This is a genomic window from uncultured Campylobacter sp., assembly GCF_937997465.1.
Taxonomy (GTDB): Bacteria; Campylobacterota; Campylobacteria; order Campylobacterales; family Campylobacteraceae; genus Campylobacter_A.
In genome coordinates this window covers 1-2,742 of sequence record NZ_CALKTQ010000058.1, presented here as the reverse complement: position 1 = coordinate 2,742, position 2,742 = coordinate 1, and the positions used below count along the sequence as shown (strand labels likewise).

4 protein-coding genes are annotated in these 2,742 nt (G+C 46.9%); all 4 read right to left on the bottom strand.

The genetic code is table 11. The annotated features are described in order from the left end of the window. Positions 1-395 precede the first annotated feature (395 nt). A complete protein-coding gene (locus Q0546_RS01720; RefSeq protein ID WP_002950945.1) occupies positions 396-614 on the bottom strand; it encodes a hypothetical protein in 219 nt (72 codons plus the stop codon). 143 nt (positions 615-757) lie between these two features. Beyond that, complete coding sequence (locus Q0546_RS01715; protein WP_298789963.1) at positions 758-1,390, bottom strand: protein-L-isoaspartate(D-aspartate) O-methyltransferase; 633 nt, start codon at positions 1,388-1,390, stop codon at positions 758-760. Continuing rightward, a complete protein-coding gene (locus Q0546_RS01710; protein ID WP_298789961.1) occupies positions 1,387-2,157 on the bottom strand; it encodes a carbon-nitrogen hydrolase family protein in 771 nt (256 codons plus the stop codon). The genes Q0546_RS01715 and Q0546_RS01710 overlap by 4 nt, the downstream gene beginning before the upstream one ends. Beyond that, on the bottom strand, positions 2,144-2,742 hold a 599-nt coding region (locus tag Q0546_RS01705; protein ID WP_298789959.1), incomplete at its 5' end, for a ribonucleotide-diphosphate reductase subunit beta. The genes Q0546_RS01705 and Q0546_RS01710, both read right to left, overlap by 14 nt.

Genomic DNA, 2,742 nt, shown 5'->3' with positions numbered 1-2,742 from the left:
ATCATAACTCAAAAGGCGGCTACGGCGGCGGTATCGCAGGCTACGAGACTATCCCGAACGGCACGAGGCTTTATGAGCCGGGCAGAAGCTTTTGGGCGAAATTTAAAGTGCATTTTTAGGGCGTAGCTCGGTTAAATTCGGTGCGGTTTGGGTTTGGATTATTTTCTCTCGGAACTGCGCCGAATTTATGCTAATATTAAATTTGCCGCGTTGGGATTTTGGCGATATTTTGTTCGTTTTGGCGGGTTTTTAAATTTGAAGTCAAATTTAACCAAAGCGAGCATTAAATTTGGCAAATTTGGAGATTTTTATAGTGATGTAAAGAAATAAATTTAAAAATGGCAGAATATCTAACTAGAAAATTTGATAGAAATTTCGGGGAAGGCCCCCGAAATTTAAGCTCTTTTATTCTCCAAGCGATTTAAAACGGGCTTTAAAAACTCGTCAAATTCGTCTTGCGTTAGCACTCTTTTGCCTAGTTTTTCTTTGCACTCTTTGCCAAGCTCGCAAAGCACCTCGCGGTTTGCGATGCTTTGAGCCTTGCCGTGTCTTGCTAGCACCGTGTTTAGCTCGTGTTCCTCTGAGAAATTAACCAACTCGCGATCTGTTGCCATTTTAGCTCCTTTGCTAAGAATTTGTGCGATGATTATACAGTTTTAGGTTTAACGCATGGCTAAATTTCGCGGCGAGGTGGTTTACGTAGTCAAATTTAAAAACCGCACTCATAAAATAACGGCGTCAAATTTGACGAACCGCGCTACTCTATCCCGCCTAAAAGTGGCACGAATAAGCACTCGTCAAGTGCTCTTTGCGTTATCTCGCCGCGAGCGTCCTTTGTAAATTTGACGATAAACTGTTTTCCGTCTTTTTTGATAGGAGCTACTAAAATGCCGCCGTTTTTTAGCTGATTAAAAAGCGTCTGTGGCACCTGTTGCGTCGCCGCCGAGAGTAAAATTCTGTCGTATGGCGCGTAGCTTTTCCAACCGACGTTTCCGTCGTCAAAACGCACGTGGACGTTGTGGATTTTAAGCGCCTCAAAGCGTTTTTTGGCTTCGCTCGCGAGCTTTTCGATGCGTTCGACGCTAAAAACCCTGTGCGCCAAATGCGACAAAATAGCTGCCTGATAGCCGCTACCGCAGCCGATCTCTAGGGCGTTGTCGATATCTTCGGCCTCAAGCGCTAGCGTCATTTTGGCGACCGTTAGCGGCGAGCTGATCCATTGATTGCCGCCGATGGGCTGAGCGTCTAGGCTGTATGCGTGGCGAGTGACGGGCGCAAAGATCTCGCGCGGCGTGTCGCAAAGAGCCTTGTAAAGCGAGGGCGTCAGAGTGAGTATATCGCCGATCTCATCGGCCATGTTTGCGCATTTTGATTTTTCTAGAGCGGTCATAAAAGCCCCAAATTTCGTTTGGTTTCAAGGATCAAATTTGAGTCAAATTTAGCCTCTTTCGCAAATTCGCCGCTCGGCAAAAATACGCCCGAAAACTCTAAATCAAGCGAGCTTGCGGCCACGACGTAGCAGCTGTTAGCAAGCGCTAAGGCCTTGCAAAGCGTAAGATATGCGTCCTCGCGCGCCTTGCCCCACATTGCGGGCGCGAGGATGATATCGCAGCCCTTTAGCTGCTGCCAAAGATGGGCAAATCTAAGCTCAAAGCAAATGAGAACGCCGATTTTTAACCCTTTAAAATCAAAAGGCTTTATCGCCGACTCGTCGCCTGAGGCGAAAATTTCATGCTCTAAATTTGGGCAAAAAAGTTTTGATTTATTTTGCGTGTAAAAGACGTTTTGGCTGTTTAGCAGGATAAATTCGTTGTAAATTTCGTTTTTTTGCGCCTGCGTGATTGAAATTTGTGCTAGACCTTTAGCGCGGTTTAGGCTCGTTAGATGAGTGAGACCGAGGAATTTATCGGGACTGAGCGCTTCTTGTAGCGCTTCAAAAAGTATGGCGTCGAAACTGCCGATCGAACCGCCCAGCATAGCGCGGTTTGCGCCGCTAAAAAATCCATCGAAATCATACCCGCTCACACATAGCTCGCTGGCTAAGATGACCGAGTTTCTGGGCGCGGCGGCGATTTTTTCTAGTAGTTCGTCCTGTCTTTGCTGGCAGGTTGGCGCAGTTAGGACGATAGGGTATAAATTTGGACTAAAAGTCGTCAAAACTGATGCTTCCTTTGCTATAGTTGGTCACTTTTGCCTCAAAGAAATTTGACTTTTGGTCGTTAAATTTAGCAAAATCATCGACCCATTTGATCGGATGAGGGACGTTGTAGCGGCGTTTTAGGCCGATCGCGACTAGGCGCTGATCGATGAGGTAGCGGATGTATTGCTCGATGATGTCGTCGGTAAAGCCCATGATCTGGTTTTGCGTGATGTATTTGCCCCATTTGATCTCAAGCTCGCCCGCACGCTCAAACATATCGTAAATTTTTGCCTCGGTTTCAGGCGTGAAAAGATCCGGGCGCTCGGTGCGAACGCTGTTTATCATATTTTGGAAAAGTAGCAAATGCGTGATCTCGTCGCGCTGGATAAAGCGAATCATCTGCGCGCTGCCTAGCATCTTGCCAGCACGTGCCAGAGCATAAATCGCCGTAAAGCCGCTGTAAAAGTAAATGCCCTCTAAAATTTGATTTGCCACCATGGCTAGTAGTAGCTTTTCGTCTGTGACTTCGCCTGCAAGCTCCTCATAGACGCTTGAGATGTAGTCGTTTTTCTCACGCAGCACTTCGTCGTGCTTCTCCATCT

Excerpts from the sequence above, each read along its gene's own strand:
- Q0546_RS01720 (WP_002950945.1), bottom strand. The coding sequence starts at position 614 with ATGGCAACAGATCGCGAGTTGGTTAATTTCTCAGAGGAACACGAGCTA.
- Q0546_RS01715 (WP_298789963.1), bottom strand. The coding sequence starts at position 1,390 with ATGACCGCTCTAGAAAAATCAAAATGCGCAAACATGGCCGATGAGATC.